The organism is Priestia flexa NBRC 15715 (genome assembly GCF_001591565.1).
Lineage (GTDB): Bacteria > Bacillota > Bacilli > Bacillales > Bacillaceae_H > Priestia > Priestia flexa.
Window position 1 is genome coordinate 1 of record NZ_BCVD01000016.1, and the last position, 18,371, is coordinate 18,371.

The 18,371-nt window shown below is 38.8% G+C and carries 15 protein-coding genes, 1 other RNA gene and 1 other annotated feature; of the genes, 13 read left to right on the top strand and 3 right to left on the bottom strand.

Annotated elements, in window-relative coordinates:
* Positions 1 to 2: 2 nt before the first annotated feature.
* Positions 3 to 386, bottom strand: a complete 384-nt coding sequence (locus tag BFL01S_RS04465) for a TIGR04086 family membrane protein (protein WP_025911747.1) — start codon at positions 384 to 386, stop codon at positions 3 to 5.
* 143 nt (positions 387 to 529) lie between these two features.
* On the opposite strand from BFL01S_RS04465, the gene BFL01S_RS04470 reads away from it, so the two are divergent.
* Complete coding sequence (locus tag BFL01S_RS04470; RefSeq protein WP_061784987.1) at positions 530 to 1,189, top strand: DUF421 domain-containing protein; 660 nt, start codon at positions 530 to 532, stop codon at positions 1,187 to 1,189.
* A gap of 28 nt (positions 1,190 to 1,217) precedes the next feature.
* On the opposite strand, the gene spoVB is transcribed toward BFL01S_RS04470, so the two are convergent.
* The gene (gene spoVB / locus BFL01S_RS04475; protein ID WP_025911743.1) at positions 1,218 to 2,768 is read right to left on the bottom strand and encodes a stage V sporulation protein B; all 1,551 of its coding nucleotides are present in this window, start codon (positions 2,766 to 2,768) and stop codon (positions 1,218 to 1,220) included.
* Positions 2,769 to 2,917: 149 nt separating this feature from the next.
* Between spoVB and BFL01S_RS04480 the strand changes: the two genes are divergently transcribed.
* The 7 genes from BFL01S_RS04480 (at position 2,918) to dtd (ending at position 12,386) form a co-directional block, all read left to right on the top strand.
* Complete coding sequence (locus BFL01S_RS04480; protein WP_025911741.1) at positions 2,918 to 3,211, top strand: post-transcriptional regulator; 294 nt, start codon at positions 2,918 to 2,920, stop codon at positions 3,209 to 3,211.
* A 113-nt stretch (positions 3,212 to 3,324) separates the two neighbouring features.
* The gene (secDF, locus tag BFL01S_RS04485; protein WP_061784988.1) at positions 3,325 to 5,559 is read left to right on the top strand and encodes a protein translocase subunit SecDF; all 2,235 of its coding nucleotides are present in this window, start codon (positions 3,325 to 3,327) and stop codon (positions 5,557 to 5,559) included.
* A 136-nt stretch (positions 5,560 to 5,695) separates the two neighbouring features.
* The gene (locus tag BFL01S_RS04490) at positions 5,696 to 6,589 is read left to right on the top strand and encodes a cation diffusion facilitator family transporter (protein WP_025911738.1); all 894 of its coding nucleotides are present in this window, start codon (positions 5,696 to 5,698) and stop codon (positions 6,587 to 6,589) included.
* 71 nt (positions 6,590 to 6,660) lie between these two features.
* Positions 6,661 to 9,003 carry a single-stranded-DNA-specific exonuclease RecJ gene (recJ, locus tag BFL01S_RS04495; protein WP_025911737.1) on the top strand — a complete coding sequence of 781 codons (2,343 nt, stop codon included), beginning with the start codon at positions 6,661 to 6,663 and terminating at the stop codon, positions 9,001 to 9,003.
* 15 nt (positions 9,004 to 9,018) lie between these two features.
* Positions 9,019 to 9,531, top strand: coding sequence for an adenine phosphoribosyltransferase (locus BFL01S_RS04500; protein ID WP_025911735.1), 513 nt, complete (start codon positions 9,019 to 9,021; stop codon positions 9,529 to 9,531).
* A gap of 193 nt (positions 9,532 to 9,724) precedes the next feature.
* Entirely contained in the window at positions 9,725 to 11,923 is a 2,199-nt protein-coding gene (locus BFL01S_RS04505) for a RelA/SpoT family protein (protein WP_061784989.1), read from the top strand.
* A 16-nt stretch (positions 11,924 to 11,939) separates the two neighbouring features.
* Positions 11,940 to 12,386 (top strand): D-aminoacyl-tRNA deacylase, encoded by a 447-nt coding sequence (gene dtd / locus BFL01S_RS04510; RefSeq protein WP_025911732.1) that lies wholly within the window; start codon positions 11,940 to 11,942, stop codon positions 12,384 to 12,386.
* A 47-nt stretch (positions 12,387 to 12,433) separates the two neighbouring features.
* On the opposite strand, the gene BFL01S_RS04515 is transcribed toward dtd, so the two are convergent.
* The gene (locus BFL01S_RS04515; protein WP_025911731.1) at positions 12,434 to 13,387 is read right to left on the bottom strand and encodes an N-acetylmuramoyl-L-alanine amidase family protein; all 954 of its coding nucleotides are present in this window, start codon (positions 13,385 to 13,387) and stop codon (positions 12,434 to 12,436) included.
* An 81-nt stretch (positions 13,388 to 13,468) separates the two neighbouring features.
* Between BFL01S_RS04515 and BFL01S_RS04520 the strand changes: the two genes are divergently transcribed.
* The 5 genes from BFL01S_RS04520 (at position 13,469) to BFL01S_RS04540 (ending at position 18,334) form a co-directional block, all read left to right on the top strand.
* Complete coding sequence (locus tag BFL01S_RS04520; protein WP_035321387.1) at positions 13,469 to 13,645, top strand: hypothetical protein; 177 nt, start codon at positions 13,469 to 13,471, stop codon at positions 13,643 to 13,645.
* Positions 13,646 to 13,775: 130 nt separating this feature from the next.
* Positions 13,776 to 14,008: a binding site (T-box leader), on the top strand.
* Between the two features lie 67 nt (positions 14,009 to 14,075).
* Complete coding sequence (hisS, locus tag BFL01S_RS04525; protein ID WP_061784990.1) at positions 14,076 to 15,344, top strand: histidine--tRNA ligase; 1,269 nt, start codon at positions 14,076 to 14,078, stop codon at positions 15,342 to 15,344.
* A gap of 12 nt (positions 15,345 to 15,356) precedes the next feature.
* Positions 15,357 to 17,135 carry an aspartate--tRNA ligase gene (gene aspS, locus BFL01S_RS04530; protein WP_025911729.1) on the top strand — a complete coding sequence of 593 codons (1,779 nt, stop codon included), beginning with the start codon at positions 15,357 to 15,359 and terminating at the stop codon, positions 17,133 to 17,135.
* Between the two features lie 46 nt (positions 17,136 to 17,181).
* Positions 17,182 to 17,361, top strand: a non-coding RNA gene (ssrS, locus tag BFL01S_RS04535) — 6S RNA.
* A 205-nt stretch (positions 17,362 to 17,566) separates the two neighbouring features.
* Positions 17,567 to 18,334 (top strand): tRNA threonylcarbamoyladenosine dehydratase, encoded by a 768-nt coding sequence (locus tag BFL01S_RS04540; protein WP_025911728.1) that lies wholly within the window; start codon positions 17,567 to 17,569, stop codon positions 18,332 to 18,334.
* Positions 18,335 to 18,371 lie beyond the last annotated feature (37 nt).

Sequence of the window (18,371 nt, forward strand, 5' to 3'; positions counted from 1 at the left end):
TTTTATGCTGTTCTAGAGCCTGATAAATTGACCCCAATCACACCGCCGAGCATGGCTACCAGTAAAAACCCACCGTGAAATAAAAGCTGCTGAGCTGAAAAGAGCTCGTTGTATCCAAGAAATTGTAGCATAAGCATAAGAACAGAGTAGATAAGACCAGTTGCTCCACCAATCATCCAACCCTTTGAGCCACTTTTTCCACCTGACATAAATCCACCAATAAAGACTGCCAAAAAGGATAAAATAGCAATCCATAGTTGCAAAGCTTGTTCAGTAACAGACGAAAACTTTAACAAAAGTGCTAACAAAAGGCTGATGACAAAACCGATGATAAAGATGATCATTACTCCAAAAAAGATAGCACTGCTCATTCTTTTTGCTTCCATTACTAAAAACCCCCTTATATGTCAAACTGCAATCTTAGTACGAGCATATTCACAAAATGGAAGAAATAGACGCAAAAAAATCCGTCTATTTTTTGTGTTTAAACGAAAACTAGTCAGGAATGTCAAAGTGCGGAGGTTTTTATATGGAGATCGTAACAATGGTTTTTCGTACTATTTTGTTATATTTTATCGTATTAGTCATCTTTAGACTAATGGGTAAGCGTGAAATTGGCGAGCTCAGTATTTTAGACCTTGTCGTGTTTATTATGCTAGCAGAGCTAGCGGTAGTGGCAATTGAAAATACAAATGATCCATTGCATCATAGCTTAGTTCCGATGATCACCTTACTTGTGATTCAAATTGGGTTGGCTCTTTGGTCACTCAAAAGTAATCGCATGCGCAACTTCTTAGACGGTCAGCCGACGGTTATTATTCAAAATGGCGAAATTCGTGAAAAGGAAATGAAAAAGCAGCGCTATAACTTTAACGATTTACTCATACAGCTTCGTGATAAAAATGTGAAGGATATTGCTGACGTTGAATTTGCTATTTTAGAACCTTCTGGCAAGCTTTCTGTTTTTGAAAAAAAGAATAATACCGCTCCTTTTGGAAAAGAAAGCTTAAATCTGCCTTACATTATTGATGGCGTAGTCCAAGAAGAACATTTAGCACTCGATCACCGTACAACGCTATGGCTTCGCCAAGAATTAAAAAAGCTAGGTTATCAAGAAATAAAGAATATTTCATATTGTACCTACAATAATGGCACCTTTTTTGTAGATAAAGTGGACGAACCAAAATAAAGAAGATGAGTATGGTTGCTCATCTTCTTTATTTCTTTTTAAACAGTCGTAGAATTGAAAAGCGGTTGAGCTCTTCTTTCGTAATAAGCTTGAATAGTAATAAAAGAATAACGTATAACAGGCTTGTTAGCATTATAGAGACTAATGTTTGTAGTACAAGTGGAAGGTTGGCAAAAAAATGTGTAAACGCATACTGTCCCACCCATCCAGCAGCTAACATGACGATACAGCTTTTTACATAATCCATGATTTGTAGCTTATACATAATTTGTTTCGTAACGGTTGATAAATGAAGAAGAGTGACGAGCATAGTGCCAACTACAATAGAAAGTCCGGCGCCCATAATGCCGAGAGTAGGCTGAGAAGCTAATAAAAAAATCAATGCGGTTTTCACAGCTGCGCCAATGAAACTGTTAATCATGGCGGCTTTAGCTAAGTCTAAAGCTTGAAGGACGGCCTGAAGGGGTCCTTGAAAGTAAGAGAAGATAAAAAAGGGTGCCATGACTTTAACAAAGATAGCTGCTTTATCTGATCCGTACATCAATTCCATTATGGGGTTAGCGAATACGTATAATACGACAACGGCAAGTCCCCCTGTTATAAACGATAGGCGCAGCGCTTGGTGAAGTCTATACTGAATTTGTTTCATATGGTTCTTTGCATAGGATTCACTGATAGCAGGTACTAGTGCAGTTGAAAGAGAAACGGTAATAAAGGACGGTAGCATTAATAATGGAAGTGCAAAGCCCGTTAATTCTCCGTACTGCTGAGTAGCGACGGTGGTTGCTACTCCAGCAATCGCTAGGCTCTTGGCTACAACAATTGGTTCTAAAAACCAAGAAACTGAACCAATCATACGACTCCCTGTAGTGGGAACAGCGATTCTCATCAAGTCATAAAAGGTATCTTTGCCAGCACGAAGTGATTGAAAAAAGTTACGACGAACGGTTAACTTCTTTTTTCGTTTAAACATATAGAACATATAAAATAGAGATGCCAATTCTCCAAATACCGAAGAGAGCATAGCGCCAGCAGCGGCATATTCAATTCCATAAGGTAAGAATGCCTTTGTACATACAGCGATTAAAGTGATACGAACGACTTGTTCAATGACCTGCGAATAAGCAGCGGGTTTCATTTGCTGAAGACCTTGGAAATAGCCGCGAATAACCGATGAAATAGCGATAATTGGAATAACAGGAATAACCGCTAATAGTGGATATAAGGTACGCTCATCTGTAAAAAAGGTTTTTGCGATAATAGGAGCGAATACTATTAAACTGAGCGTAAATATAAAACTCAATGTACACGTGATGCTTAAAGAAACAACCAGAATCTTTTTAATTTTTCGTTTGTCACCGAGTGCCTGTGCTTCTGCAACTAGCTTTGAAATGGCTACAGGCAAACCTAACTGCGTTAACGTAATAACGAGTACAAGAGTAGGAACAGCCATCATGTATAGGCCAACACCTTCGTTCCCAATCATTCTTGCAATAACAACGCGGTTAATGAATCCGAGAACTCTTGTAATCAATCCAGCTATAATTAAAATAATAGTACCTTGCAAAAATTTAGACATAGATCCTCACTGCCTTCTTGGACAAATTATAATTGATGTAATCCAATATATGCAGGGAATGTGTCCAAGCATGACAAGGAATCAAAGAAATAACAGAGAGCTTGCTGGCTTATATATTTTGCATGCGTGTGAGAAAAGGAGTCGTGAACATGAATTCGATAATATCAGATGAGCAAAAGACAATCATTCAACCAGTAATTGAGAGTAAGCTAGAAGAATTTCATTTAATTGGTTACGAAGACGTAACGGAAGCAGAATTGTGGGGGTATTTGAACCAAAAGAAGTGGAAAAAGCGTCAAGAATTTTCGTTGCATCAGGTTGTTAGTGACGTGTTGACTGTTAAGATTACTGATGTAATGAGCTATGTAACAATTGAATCTTATAAATCAAATATGTTCGAAACTGTTAGTGACAATGAAGATTGGAAAGAATTATTAAAGTAATGCAAATTTTATGGTTCGTCATTTGACAGACCCCTAGTTATCGAAGATAATTAAGTTGGTATTTTACAGCGATCAGCTCATGTGTTTTACATAAGAAGGAGGATTTCTTATTCATGGTTAAAAGAGGACGTATCGTTACCTTTTTCCTCTTAGTACTTTTAATATTTGGTACAATCGGAACAACGGTTACAGGTATTGCAAAAGATATTAAGCTTGGCCTTGATCTTCAAGGTGGGTTTGAAATTTTATATGATGTAAAACCTGCTAAGAAAGGTGATGTCATCGATAACAGTGCACTTAAAAGCACCGTTGAAGCGCTAAATCAGCGTGTGAATGTGCTCGGTGTAAGCGAGCCTAGTATTCAAATTGAAGGAGATGATCGCATTCGCGTACAGTTGGCTGGTGTTACGGATCAGTCACAAGCGCGTGAGCTATTATCAACTGAAGCAAATTTAACCTTCCGTGATGTAAATGACAATATCTTAATGGATGGTTCTGACCTTGCTCAGAATGGTGCAAAACAATCGTTTGATGAAAACAATCAGCCGAGCGTTTCGTTAAAGCTAAAAGATGCGGATAAGTTTAAAGAAGTAACAAAGAAAGTGCTAGATATGGCACCCAATAATTTATTGGTCATCTGGTTAGATTTTGAGGAAGGAAAAGATTCCTATAAGGCAGAAGCAGCTAAGCAAAATCCTAAGTTTTTATCTGCAGCAACTGTAAATCAAGTTTTCTCTCAAAAAGAAGTATCGATTACGGGTGGTAACTTTACAGTTAAAAGTGCTACAGAATTATCAGATCTATTAAATGCAGGCTCTTTGCCTGTTAAATTGGATGAAATTTATTCAACATCTGTCGGGGCTCAATTTGGTGAGAAAGCTCTCGATATGACCATGTTTGCCGGAGCAATTGGAATTGCTATCATCTTCCTTTTCATGATTGCATTCTACCGTCTACCAGGGCTTATCGCGGTAATTACGCTAAGCTTTTACGTATATTTAAACCTTTTAGTATTCGATCTTATGCATGTTGTTCTTACTCTTCCAGGGATAGCAGCTTTAATTCTTGGAGTCGGGATGGCAGTGGATGCTAATATCATTACATACGAGCGAATTAAAGATGAATTAAGGACAGGTCGATCTGTAATGTCTGCTTTTAAAGCAGGAAATCGCCGTTCCATTGCAACGATTTTCGATGCAAACTTAACAACAATGTTAGCAGCTGTTGTGCTGTTTATCTATGGAACAAGTTCTGTTCAAGGATTTGCGACAACGTTAATGATTGGGATTGTACTGAGCTTTGTGACAGCTGTATATGGAACGAGATTGTTGCTAGCTCTACTAGTTAACAGCCGTTGGTTAAATAAAAAACCTCACTTATTCGGTGTGAAAAAATCTGAAATTCATGATTTAAGCAAAGACGATGGTCAAACAGTTTTACCAACCGCTTGGGACAGATTTGATTTTGTTAAATACAGAAAACGCTTCTTTGCTTTATCAAGCATCCTTGTTGTAGCCGGAGTTATTGCCTTGCTTATCTTCAAGCTTAACCTAGGAATTGATTTTGCAAGCGGAACGCGAGTTGAAGTAGCAAGTGATAAAGCTTTAACTCAAGAACAGGTAGAAAAGGACATGTCTTCAATTGGATTAGAGTCAGACGATGTGATTATCACGGGTGATGATAAAAAGACGGGAGTTGCCAGCTTTGTAGGTGTACTTTCACAAAAGGAAATTGCTGATTTAAAGGATTACTTCAGTGGAAAGTATGGCTCAGAACCTAACGTAAGTACAGTGTCTCCGACTGTCGGAAAAGAGCTAGCACGCAATGCAATGATTGCCGTATTAATTGCTTCTATTGGAATTATTATTTATGTAGGGTTCCGATTTGAGCTGTATATGGGATTAGCTGCCATTGTAGCCTTACTACATGATGCCTTTTTCATCATTGCTTTCTTCAGTTTAACTCGTCTTGAGGTTGATTTGACATTCATTGCGGCAATCTTAACAATCGTTGGTTATTCAATCAACGATACGATTGTAACGTTTGACCGCATTCGAGAGAATATGAAGAAGTTCAAATCAAAAACGTTTGAGGACTTAAAGTTTATCGTGAACTTAAGTTTGCGTGAGACCCTAACTCGATCGTTGAATACGATTATTACGGTAATTATTGCTGTAGCAGCACTGTTGATTTTTGGAAGTGACTCAATTCTAAACTTCTCTATCGCTCTACTAGTAGGATTAATTGCAGGTACGTACTCATCGATTTTCATTGCCTCTCAGCTGTGGCTTGTATGGAAAGGCAAGCAGCTAGAACGTAAGAGAGTCGTTGAAAACGAAACAGAATAAATGAATGAAAAAGTGCACGGATTATTCCGTGCACTTTTTCTGTGTCTGCCCTTTCAATTCACATCATAAGCTTAGTAGTACAAGAGAATTTTGGGTACGCTAATGAATAATGTCGTTCTAGAAAGGGTGTGAAAAAATGGACAATGAACAGCGGTTTAAAGAAGCACAAACTGCTGCGATGGTAGGGATGGTTGGTAATATTGTCTTGGCTATCATGAAATCGATTGTAGGCGTCATGGCAAACAGTCGAGCACTCATAGCCGACGCCGCCAATTCTGTTTCAGATGTTGCAGGCTCACTTGTGGTTTTTATTGGTGTGAAAATTGCAAAGCAGCCACCTGATGAAGATCATCCTTATGGACATGGAAAAGCTGAATCAATCGCTGCTATTATCGTAGCCGTTCTTTTAGCCATTGTAGGAATTGAAATTTTAACTTCTTCTTTTCAAGCATTTTTTAATCGGATAGAGCCTCCTAAAATTTTTGCTGTCTATGCTCTAGTTGCGGCTATCATTATTAAAGAAGGATTGTACCGCTACACATACCGTATTGGAAAGAAAATAAAAAGTGACGCTGTTATGATTAATGCTCATGATCATCGAGTGGACGTGTTCTCTTCTTTTGCAGCGCTTGTAGGTATTGGAGCTTCTCTTATTGGCGATGAAATTGGGATAGAGTGGTTAGTGTATGCGGATCCTCTCGCAGGATTAATTGTTTCTGTACTTGTGTTAAAAACAGCTTGGACACTAGGAGCAGAGGCTTTTCACAATACGTTGGATCATGTTCTTCATGAGGAAGATATCGCACATTTAAAAGAGATCGTGTTAGGCGTTGAAGGTGTTGAACGAATTGACACGCTTCATGCAAGAGAGCATGGTTACTATGTTATTGTTGATTTGCGTATTTCAGTCGATCCGTTTATCACGGTGAAAAAGGGCCATCAAATTGGAAAAGTAGTAAAAGAGAAGTTACTGGAAGAACCGAATATTCAAGGTGTATTTGTTCATATTAACCCATATTCAGAAAGTTAAGATTAAGCTCACTCATTGCCCGTTTGGGTTGCCTTTAGTATAATTATGTGGGTTAAGGGGTGAGATGAGATATGCTACAGTCAAAGAAGCGTTGGAATGTAAAACATATAGATGATCCACTTGTTGATGAATTTGCAAAGAAACTCAATATTACACCTCTTGTTGCTTCACTGCTTATTAATCGAGGAATTCAAACAGTAGAAGAAGCCTCACAGTTTTTACATATTGAGGATGAATCTTTTCATGACCCATTTCTTTTAGAAGGTATGGAAGAAACGGTTGCGCGCATTCGTCAAGCGATTGAAAACAATGAACGTATTATGATATATGGGGATTATGATGCTGACGGTGTAAGCAGTACGTCCGTTATGCTTTCTGTTTTAGGTCAACTCGGAGCGCAAGTTGATTTTTATATACCCAATCGTTTTACAGAAGGCTACGGCCCAAACGAACAGGCATTTAGACAGATTGGTGATGAAGGATATGGATTAGTTATTACAGTAGATACTGGAATTTCCGCTGTTAAAGAGGCAAAGCTAGCAGCTGAGATAGGGTTTGATTTAATCATTACAGACCACCATGAACCAGGTCCAGAAATTCCGGAAGCCTATGCGATTATCCATCCTAAACTTCCAGGTGGAGGCTATCCATTCAAAGAGCTAGCTGGAGTTGGAGTAGCGTTTAAATTAGCTCACGCTTTGCTCGGTGAAGCTCCTGAACATTTATTGGAGCTAGCTGTCATTGGTACAATTGCTGATTTGGTGCCGCTAGTAGGAGAAAATCGACTAATAGCGAAAAAGGGCTTACGCTATTTAAAAAGTTCAACTCGACCTGGAGTTGAAGCGCTATTAAAAGTGTGCAGTGTGAAGAAAGAAGACATTACGGAAGACACAATTGGTTTTGCCCTTGCTCCAAGAATTAATGCTGTAGGTCGTCTTCAAGATGCGAACCCGGCAGTCGATTTACTTATGTCTGCTCATTATGAAGAAGCAATCGAGTTAGCAAAAGAAATTGATGCTTTAAATAAAGAGCGCCAACAGATTGTAAATGAAATTACGCAAGAAGCAATCGATACTGTAGAAAGCCTATATCCGCCTAGTGAAAATGCAGTCTTAATTATTGAAGGTGAAGGGTGGAACGCAGGAGTTGTTGGAATCGTAGCTTCTCGGTTGGTTGAAAAGTTCTATCGTCCAACTATTGTGTTAAGTCTGGATCACGAAACCGGCTTAGCAAAAGGGTCGGCAAGAAGCATTGCTGGATTTGATTTATTTGCAAACTTATCAAAGAGTCGTGATATTTTACCGCATTTCGGGGGCCACCCGATGGCTGCAGGGATGACGCTTGAAGCGAAGAATGTTGAGCTACTGCGCCAGCGTTTAAATGAACAAGCGCGAGAAGTGCTAACTGAACAAGACTTCATTCCGATTACCTCGATTGATACGATATGCAAAGTTGAGGATATTACAATCGCTGGTATTGAAGAGCTCCAAACACTCGCTCCTTTTGGCATGCATAACCCCAAGCCGAAGGTGCTTGTTGAGCGTGTTACGCCAACATCAATGCGTAAAATCGGCAGTGATAAAAACCATTTAAAGCTTGTTGTAGAAGATAATGGGCTATCAATTGACGTCGTAGGGTTTGGTTTAGGACATGTATTAGATGAAGTCTCTCCGTTAGCCAAAGTATCGTTAGTCGGTGAGCTTTCAATTAACGAATGGAATAATATACGCAAGCCACAGCTCATGATTGAAGATGTAGCAGTGAGTGAATGGCAGCTTTTTGATTATCGTAATTCATTTGATATGAAGAGATTCTTTCAAGAAATTTTCACGAAAGAAATGGATATCGTGACGTTTAATCAACAAACCGTTCAAAAGCATGCAGCGATTTTGCCGATGGATCAAGTCGTTGAGATTTCGACAGATGAACAAGCTAGTCTATATAATTCAGCTGATAAACAAATGATTCTTTTAGATTTACCAGATTCAAAAGAGAGGTTAAATCTCTTATTTGCTGAAGGAAAGCCGGCTCGAATTTATGCGATGTTCGTAACAGAAAATGATAGTTATTTTGATACGATTCCGACTCGTGAACATTTTAAGTGGTTTTATGGACTGCTGGCTAAAAGAAGCCCGTTTGATTTAAAACACTATAAAGAAGAGATTGCCATTCATAAAGGCTGGACAAAAGATACAATTGATTTTATCTGCCAGGTGTTTTTCGAACTAGAATTTGTTACAATAAACAATGGTCTAATTTCGCTAGTGAAAAATAGTCCTAAACGTGATTTAATAGAGTCTGTGACTTATCGCAAGAAACAGCAACAAATTGAAATGGAAAAAAACTTTATTTATAGTTCATATGCACAGTTAAAAAGTGAGTTTGAGAAGCTTCTTGCAAGTGCGGATGAATGAGGAGGCAACATTAGAATGAATTTTAAAGATTATATTACAATTGTACCTGACTGGCCAAAACCAGGTATTAAGTTTAAAGATATCTCAACATTAATGGATAATGGTGAAGCGTATCGTGCAGCGACAGATGAAATCATGAAGTATGCAAAAGATAAAGAAATTGATATCATCGTTGGGCCTGAAGCACGTGGGTTTATCGTTGGTTGTCCAGTTGCGTATGCGCTAGGTGTGGGCTTTGCACCAGTTCGTAAAGAAGGTAAATTACCTCGTGAGGTAATTAAAGTTGATTATGGCTTAGAATATGGAAAAGACGTATTAACAATCCATAAAGATGCAATTAAGCCAGGGCAACGCGTATTAATTACAGACGACTTATTAGCAACAGGTGGAACAATTGAAGCAACAATTAAACTAGTTGAAGAACTAGGCGGAGTAGTTGCTGGCATTGCGTTCCTTATTGAGTTATCATACTTAGATGGACGCGAAAAGCTAGAAGGATACGACGTATTTACATTAATGACGTACTAATGAACGGATTTATAATCAAACAGAGAAGTGCCTAAATGAATTAGGCGCTTTTTTGTTTAATACGAAGAAAGCAAAAGATTGAAATGTGACTTTATTTGATAAATTATTACCAAAGACTTTACATCTCTATTAATTTTCATGATAATAGTTACAATATGAATTAATAAAAATGCTAGTTGATAAAGGTGATTTCATGGCAAATGAGCAAGTCCTAACAGCAGAACAGGTCATTGATAATTCGAGACGGTATTTGGATGAAGAGGATGTTGCGTTTGTTCAAGCAGCATATGATTTTGCAAAAGAAGCACATAAAGAGCAATATCGTAAATCAGGAGAACCGTATATCATTCATCCTATACAGGTTGCAGGGATTTTAGTTGATCTTGACATGGATCCAGCCACAATTGCAGCTGGATTCTTACACGATGTCGTTGAAGATACAGAGATAACGCTAAAAGATTTAGAGAAAGCTTTCAACTCAGAAGTTTCAATGTTAGTAGACGGTGTTACAAAACTTAGGAAAATTAAATATAAATCAAAAGAAGAGCAGCAGGCAGAAAACCATCGCAAAATGTTTGTTGCAATGGCACAAAATATTCGCGTTATTTTAATTAAGTTAGCCGACCGTTTGCATAATATGCGTACATTAAAGCATTTACCACAAGAGAAACAGCGCCGCATTTCAAACGAAACGCTGGAGATTTTTGCACCGCTTGCTCATCGCTTGGGGATTTCAAAGATTAAGTGGGAGCTTGAAGACACAGCTCTGCGCTATTTAAATCCGCAGCAGTATTATCGAATTGTAAACTTGATGAAGAAAAAGCGAGCAGAGCGCGAACAGTACTTAGAAGAAGTTATTGATGAAGTACGCGAGAACGTTGATGATGTGTCGATTAAAGTTGAGATTTCAGGTAGACCAAAGCATATCTATTCAATCTATCGCAAAATGGCCCTTCAAAATAAGCAGTTTAATGAAATCTATGATTTGCTTGCAGTGCGTATTATTGTAGACAGCATTAAAGATTGCTATGCGGTACTTGGTATTATCCACACCTGTTGGAAACCAATGCCTGGCCGCTTTAAAGATTATATTGCAATGCCAAAGCAAAATATGTATCAGTCTCTTCATACAACTGTTATTGGCCCAAAAGGCGATCCCTTGGAAGTTCAGATTCGTACTTTTGATATGCATCAAATTGCAGAGTATGGAATTGCTGCACATTGGGCTTATAAAGAAGGCAAGTCAACGGAACATGCATCTTTCGAAGAGAAGTTGACTTGGTTCCGCGAAATTTTAGAGTTCCAAAATGACGCTAATGATGCAGAAGAGTTCATGGAATCATTGAAAATTGACTTATTTTCGGACATGGTCTATATTTTTACGCCAAAAGGCGATGTGATTGAATTACCGTCTGGTTCAGTTCCGATTGACTTTGCATATCGCATTCACTCAGAAATTGGGAATAAAACAATCGGTGCGAAAGTCAATGGAAAGATGGTCACGCTGGATTATCGTCTAAAAACGGGAGATATCATTGAAATTTTAACATCTAAGCATTCCTATGGACCAAGTAAAGATTGGCTGAAGCTTGCTCAAACATCTCAGGCAAAAAACAAGATACGTCAGTTCTTTAAGAAGCAAAGCCGAGATGAAAATATTGAAAAAGGCAAAGAGCTTGTTGAAAAAGAAATTCGTCAAATGGAATTTGACGTAAAAGAAGTATTAACAACCGATAATATTAAACGAGTAGCCGAAAAGTTTAACTTCTCAAATGAAGATGATATGTATGCAGCAATTGGATATAACGGTTTAACTGCTGCTCAGGTTGCGAATCGTTTGACAGAGAAATGGCGAAAGCAGCGTGATCAAGAGCAGGAAGTGCAGGTAGATGATCTGGCTCGAGATACGGCAGCGAAGCGTGTACGTCAGCATAAGCGCAAAGACTCTGGTGTTATTGTACCAGGTGTTGAAAATATGCTTATTCGTTTATCGAAATGCTGTAATCCAGTTCCTGGTGATGAGATTGTGGGATTCATTACAAAGGGTCGGGGAGTATCTGTTCACCGCGCAGACTGTTTAAATGTCCATACGGAGGATTCGGAAAATCGTTTAATTCCAGTTGAGTGGGAAACGCATATTAAAGAAGGTAAAGAATTTAACGTCGAGATTGAGATATCTGGTTATGATCGTCGCGGCTTGTTAAACGAAGTGCTTCAAGCTGTCAATGAAACAAAAACCAATATTTCAGCCGTCTCTGGTCGATCGGATCGAAATAAAATGGCAACCATTAATATGTCAATCTCTATTCATAACATTAGTCATCTTCATAAAGTTGTTGAACGAATTAAGCAAATTCGTGATATCTATTCGGTTCGTCGTATTATGCATTAAGAAAGGTACGTGAAGAATGAAAGTTGTAGTGCAGCGTGCAAAAGAAGCAAATGTTACCGTTGAAGGTGAAGTCGTTGGTGAAATTAGCAAAGGCTTTATGCTCTTAGTAGGAGTTACGCATGAAGATGAAATGAAAGATGCGGATTACCTTGCAGATAAAATAGTCAACCTACGAGTGTTTGAAGACGAAACAGGAAAAATGAATCACTCATTGCTCGATATTGAAGGTGAAATTCTATCTGTTTCGCAGTTTACGTTATATGGTGATTGTCGAAAAGGAAGACGCCCAAATTTTATGGGAGCGGCAAAGCCAGACAAAGCGCTTACGCTGTATAATTATTTTAACGAGCAGCTAGAAAAAAAGGGAGTTCGTGTTCAAACCGGCTCGTTTGGAGCAATGATGGACGTTAGCTTCACCAATGATGGGCCTGTTACGTTAATTATTGAAAGCAAAGATAAATAAATGATTAAAAAAGCGTCTGTTGCACCATGTGCAAACAGGCGCTTTTTCTATTGTTGCTTGAAGTATTGCTGAATTCCTACGGCTACTTGGTGAGCGACTCTTCGCTGATACCCAACGGAATTAATGTAGGTTTCCTCACGCTTATTACTTAAAAAACCTAGCTCTAATAAAATGCTTGGGCGCTTATTTTCACGCAGCACGTAGTAGTCTCCAAAACGCACTCCTTTGTCCTTTAAGTCACTGTGATGGACAAGTGAAGCGTGGACAGAGCCAGCTAGAATAGAGTCTTGGTTATCATGGTAAAAGTACGTGATGAGTCCTGTTAAGTCAGGGTTAGCAACGCTGTTATAATGAATGCTAATATATAAATCAGCGCTGTTTGAAGCTAGAATACGATTGGACAGCTCTACATATGAATCGTCTGTTCTTGTTAATTTTACGGTGGCACCATCGTTTTGAAGCTCTTCTTGTACGAAACGAGCAGTTCGGAGCGTTAAGTCCTTTTCATACGTACCTTGTGTACCTATGGCCCCTTTATCTTTCCCACCGTGTCCGGGATCTAAAATGATGGTTTTCCCTTTTAAATAATCTGTAGGTGCGTTTTGGATAACAGGTGTAGATTTTAGCTCAATTTGCTGCTGTGGAGAGAGGTTGTTAAAGTCTAATAACGCTGTATGTGGTTTAGAAATCCAGCCTTCAAGGTCTTGAAATTGTACAAAAAGCCAATTTCCCTGCTGATCTATAACGCTAACCCGATCATTTTGCTTAAGTGTTGCTGAAATGGAAAAAGCTAAACCTGGTCCTGTTCGAACATGTAAGGTATCGGCTGTAACGATTCTAGGTGAAAAACTCGGAGATTCTGGCTCATCGAAGGAAGAGAGACAAACGAGTATGATAACAGACAACAAGAAATAAAGTTTAGATGAACGAAAAAAAGCGATACGTATCCCTCCTTTATCACAGACTAAGTAATTCGAGGTTGTGAAAAAAAATCCTTTCATTTATGAAAGATGTCGACTTTTTTGGCAATGCTATAAAGAGCATATTTAGTGTGAAAGCACTTAGAAAGAAGGGATACGTACATGAAATTTAGTGATAAAGGAGAGCATTCCTTTCAACAAAATCAGTCGCTTTTCGGCATGCAGTTCCACGACTTCGTAGATAAAGAAAAGGATGCTTCGTCAATTGAATTAGCGTCTGAATTTGGTTTGTCGCTTCGAGATGTGCAAAAGCTTAGGAAACAGCTAAACCGCTCATAATTCATTTCGTTTCCAACTTACCAATAATTTATGGCCGTGAAGTTCTTGACAACTGTTCATTTCATTCGTAATATAGTAAACAATTGCTATATTTTAACGAAAGGCTATTACATAGCTTAATTTTATATGAATAGAACCTATGATGAAGAAAAGTAATTGAGATGACACATGGAGAGAGAAAAAATGCCTTGGGCTGAAAGCATTTTACATGATGACTCAATGAATGAACACTTCGGAGGTTTCGCTCTGAAAGCACGGTTAGTAGGAGCTGAACGGTTTCGTACGTTAACGAATGAGTGGAAGTGTACAGCATGTATGCTTCAATTAGGGTGGTACCACGTGATTTAAACTCTCGTCCCTACTAGTTGCTAGTAGAGATGAGAGTTTTTTTGTTATAGAAAATGAAGTTATAGGAGGCATATGACGCTTTATGTCAGTTCAAATACCAAGAGGAACTCAAGATATCTTACCAGGAAAAGTAGAATACTGGCAGTTTGTGGAGCAAAAAGCTCGTGAAATCTGTCGTGCATTTAACTACAAAGAAATTCGTACACCAATGTTTGAGCATACGGAGTTATTTCAGCGTGGTGTGGGAGAAACAACTGATATTGTTCAAAAAGAAATGTATACCTTCAAAGACCGAGGGGATAGAAGCTTAACGCTTCGTCCGGAAGGAACTGCTGCTGTTGGACGTTCTTACGTAACGCATAAAATGTTTGGAAATCCAAATCAACCAACGAAGCTTTTCTATATTGGTCCCATGTTCCGATATGAAAGACCGCAAGCAGGGCGCTTCCGCCAATTCGTTCAGTTTGGTGTTGAAGCTCTTGGAGTAAACGATCCAGCTATTGATGCAGAAGTGTTAGCGTTATTAATGAATTTTTACCAATCGCTAGGTTTAAAAAAGCTAAAGCTAGTTGTAAACAGCCTGGGAGATACGGAAAGTCGTCAAGCGCATCGCCAAGCGCTAATTGATCATTTCTCTCCGCGTATCGGTGAGTTTTGTAGCGATTGTCAAAATCGTTTGCACAAAAACCCACTTCGCATTTTAGATTGTAAGAAAGATCGTGACCATGAGCTTATGAACACAGCGCCGTCTATCTTAGAGTATTTAAATGACTATTCAAAAGAGTACTTCGAAAGCGTACAGCAATACTTAACAGATTTAGATATTGAGTATGTCGTTGACCCAACGTTAGTTCGCGGATTAGATTACTACAATCACACAGCGTTTGAGTTAATGAGTGAAGCAGATGGATTTGGTGCTATCACTACGCTATGTGGCGGAGGACGTTATAACGGACTTATTCAAGAAATTGGTGGACCTGAAACGCCAGGAATTGGGTTTGCTTTAAGTATTGAGCGCTTATTGTCAGCATTAGAAGCTGAAAACATTGAGCTTCCAGTTGAAAAAGGCATTGATTGCTATGTTGTAACACTTGGTGATGCAGCAAAAGCAAAATCAGTCGCGCTTGTTAATAAACTACGAAAAGCAGGATTTGTAGCAGAAAAAGATTATCAAGATAAAAAAGTAAAAGGTCAATTCAAATCAGCAGATCGTTTGGAAGCAAAATACGTAGTGGTCCTTGGTGATGATGAATTAGCTAAAGGCGTAGCCAACGTCAAAGATATGGCACTAGGCGAGCAAGAAGAAGTGAAGTTAGAAGAGCTAGTAGCTTACTTAGAGAACAAAGCTTAAGGAGGAACAGTCATGACAAAACGTTCATATTACTGTGGTGACGTAACGGAAACGGCCATTGGTGAAAAAGTATTGTTAAAAGGTTGGGTGCAAAAACGCCGTGATTTAGGAGGGTTAATCTTTATCGATTTACGTGATCGAGGAGGCTTAGTACAAGTCGTATTTAACCCTGAGGTATCACAAGAAGCGCTTGAAATTGCAGAAAACGTTCGTAACGAGTATGTATTACAAGTTGAGGGGAAAGTAGTCGGCAGACAAGAAGGAACGATTAACCCGAACTTAAAAACAGGTAAAATCGAAATTCACGCTGAGCGTATTACGGTATTAAATGAAGCAAAGACGCCTCCATTTGCTCTTAATGATCAAACGGATGTATCAGAAGATGTTCGTTTAAAATATCGTTATTTAGATCTTCGTCGTCCAGAAATGTTTTCAACGTTAAAGATGAGAAGTGACGTTACAAAAACAATTCGTAATTTCTTAGATGATAACGACTTCTTAGATGTAGAAACACCAATTCTAACAAAAAGTACGCCAGAAGGTGCTCGTGATTATCTTGTACCAAGCCGCGTGCACCCAGGTGAATTTTACGCGCTTCCGCAGTCGCCACAAATCTTTAAACAGCTGTTAATGGTAAGCGGCGTAGAGCGCTACTATCAGATTGCGCGATGCTTCCGTGATGAAGATTTACGTGCTGATCGTCAACCTGAATTTACGCAAGTCGATATTGAAACTTCTTTCTTAACGCAAGAAGAAATCATGACATTGACAGAAGAAATGATGTCAAAAGTGATGAAAAATGTAAAAGGATTAGATATTCAAACACCTTTTCCACGCATTTCTTATGATGAAGCAATGAGTCGCTTTGGTTCTGATAAGCCAGATACGCGCTTTGCTATGGAGCTTGTCGATTTATCTGAGCTTGTAAAAGATTGCGGGTTTAAAGTGTTCAGTGCCGCGGTAGAAAGCGGTGGGCAAGTTAAAGCAATTAACGTTAAAGGAGCTGCGGGGAATTATTCTCGTAAAGATATCGATGCGTTAACAGATTTTGTGAAGATTTACGGTGCGAAAGGTCTTGCATGGCTAAAAGTTGAAGCTGAAGGACTGAAAGGACCAATTAGTAAATTCTTTAACGAAGAAGAACAAGCGCAGTTTATGAGCACGCTACAGGTTGAAGAAGGCGATTTATTATTATTTGTTGCAGATAAAAAATCAGTAGTGGCAGATGCATTAGGTGCGCTCCGATTAAAGCTGGCTAAAGAGCTTGGCCTAATTGATGAGTCACTATTTAACTTCCTGTGGGTAACAGATTGGCCACTTCTTGAGCATGATGAAGAAGAAGGTCGTTACTATGCAGCTCACCATCCGTTTACAATGCCGGTTCGTGAAGACTTACCACAGTTAGAAACGAATCCAGGTGCCGTTCGCGCTCAAGCGTATGATCTTGTTCTAAACGGCTATGAGCTTGGTGGTGGATCACTGCGTATTTATGAGCGTGACATTCAAGAACAAATGTTTAAAACGCTTGGCTTTACGCTTGAAGAAGCGCATGAACAATTTGGTTTCTTACTTGAAGCATTTGAATACGGTACACCTCCTCACGGTGGAATTGCATTAGGACTTGATCGTCTTGTTATGCTGCTTGCTGGACGTACGAACCTTCGTGATACGATTGCATTCCCGAAAACAGCAAGTGCAAGCTGTCTACTAACAAACGCACCGGGTGAAGTAAGCGAAGCTCAGCTTGAGGAACTAAATCTAGATATTCGAAAAGCAAAAACAGAAGCATAATATTGCAAAACAAAATCTTCTGTGATAAGATACTTTCAAGAACAATAGAGTCCTGATATGTTCGTCTTTACAACAGTTTTGACCGAACAATTTGTTGCTTGGGAACTCGGAGTTTTTATACAGCGTACATGCCTTTTCTAAGGACTTACAGTGTGTAAAACAGAGTACCCACCTGCCGAGAGCGGGTTCAAAACGAAAGCATTAAGACGGCATTATTGGGACTAGCCTACATAAAAACCTTCTCTGTCGTATAGAGAAGGTTTTTTTATGAGTTTTAATACGTAAACCGATAGACATGCTTGCTTTTGAAGAAAAGTGTGTTATAGTCTAATTCGTATAAAATCATTATGCAAGCATTTGCGATGATAGAAAAACTTGAAAAGTATACACTACTAAAAAGTGTTGAAATAGAAAGGCGGAGTGTTGAAACAATGTTGCATCAATTTTCACGTAATGAACTAGCGATTGGGAAAGATGGCTTAGCAACTTTAAAAGGGAGTACAGTAGCTATTTTAGGAATTGGAGGCGTTGGTTCGTTTTCGGCAGAGGCGCTTGCTCGTTCAGGTGTTGGACGATTAATTTTGGTTGATAAAGACGATGTGGATATCACAAACGTAAATCGTCAAATTCATGCTTTATTATCAACAGTAGGTAAACCTAAGGCAGATTTAATGCGCGATCGAATTCTTGATATTAATCCTGAGTGTGAAGTCATCTCGTTAAAAATGTTTTATACAGAAGAAACATATGAGCAGTTTTTTAGCTATGAACCTGATTTTGTGGTTGATGCTTCTGATACTATTTCGTATAAAATTCATTTAATGAAAGAGTGTTTAAAGCGAAATATCCCGATAATCTCAAGCATGGGCGCTGCTAATAAAATGGATCCAACGCGCTTTAAAATTGCTGATATTTCAAAAACTCATACGGACCCAATTGCGAAAGTCGTGCGTACGCGACTTCGTAAAGAAGGAGTTCGCAAAGGAATTAACGTTGTCTTTTCTGATGAAAGACCAATCGTCATTCGTGAAGAAATCCGTAAAGAAGTAGGAAACGATGCAGCGGAAATTCGCAAAGCCAAAATGCCACCATCATCAAATGCATTTGTTCCCTCTGTTGCAGGTTTAATCATGGCTGGACACGTCATTAATGAACTGCTAGCAGACGTAACAATTAAGCGTGTTGGCGACGATAAGTAATAAAAAGCCCCAGTAGGCAGTGCCTTAAAAAATAAAG